This window comes from Neisseria sp. P0021.S007 (genome assembly GCF_051956855.1).
This window is the reverse complement of the sequence record NZ_JBQCXA010000167.1, coordinates 1-1,006: the sequence shown is the minus strand read 5'-3', so window position 1 is coordinate 1,006 and position 1,006 is coordinate 1. Positions and strand designations below refer to the sequence as shown.

Below are 1,006 nucleotides of genomic sequence, written 5' to 3'. Positions count from 1 at the left end.
GCTTCGGATTCTTCACGGATCACGTCCACCATTTAGTCAATGGTGATCCTGCAGATCAGCTTTTTGTTTTCATCGACAACCGGCGCGGTTACCAAGTCATAACGTTCAAACGCCTGCGCCGCTTCTTCCACGTCGTCTTCGGGACGGAAGCGCACGACATCGGTGGCCATCACGTCCGCCACCATGTCTTCGGGGTCGGCGACCAAGAGTTTGCGGATGGGCAGCACACCTTGCAACACGTCGTTTTCATCGACCACGAAAATCTTGTCGGTATGGTCGGGCAGGCTGTCGAAACGGCGCAAGTAGCGCAACACGACCTCACACGTCACATCGGCGCGGATGCTGACCAATTCAAAGTCCATAATCGCGCCGACTTGGTTGTCTTCGTAAGACATCGCCGCTTTGACCTGCTCGCGTTCTTCTTCATCACGCGTTTGCAGCGCTTCGTACACCACTTGGTGCGGCAAGTCGTCTGCCAGTTCTGCCAATTCGTCTGCGTCCAAATCATCGACAGCGGCCAACAGCTCGTCTTTGTCCATGGACTCGATCAGCATTTCGCGTACGGAGTCGGATACTTCCAGCAACACTTCGCCGTCGTCTTCAGGGGCGACCAAAAGCCAAACGATGTTACGCTCGCGCGGTGGCAGAGATTCCAAGACGGCGGCCACGTCGGCAGGGTGCAACTCGGCCAAGAGGACGGTCAGCTCGGTGAACTTGTCGCACAGGCTTTCGTCTTCAATCGGCATGCCTGCTTCGATTTGTTCAAATGACGGCTCAAGGATTTCGCATAAGGCGTGGATGCGGTCGATATCGTCAGAGATGCGATCGTCAGAAATGCGGTCTTCTACCACATCATTGTCGGGGATATTGTCGAGATTCGGAGGGGTTTGTTCGATGCTCATAAATGCTCCGCCCGCCAGACGCGGGAAGGCATTTCGGCGGGATGATTATTGTTGTTGTGTATCAGATGGGAAGTTCAAAGACGAACTGGGAAGGTCCATAATTC

1 pseudogene is annotated in these 1,006 nt (G+C 54.6%); it reads right to left on the bottom strand.

The annotated features are described in order from the left end of the window. Positions 1 to 35 precede the first annotated feature (35 nt). A pseudogene (locus ACTHUR_RS11945) lies at positions 36 to 902 on the bottom strand (magnesium transporter); the annotation flags it as partial. Positions 903 to 1,006 lie beyond the last annotated feature (104 nt).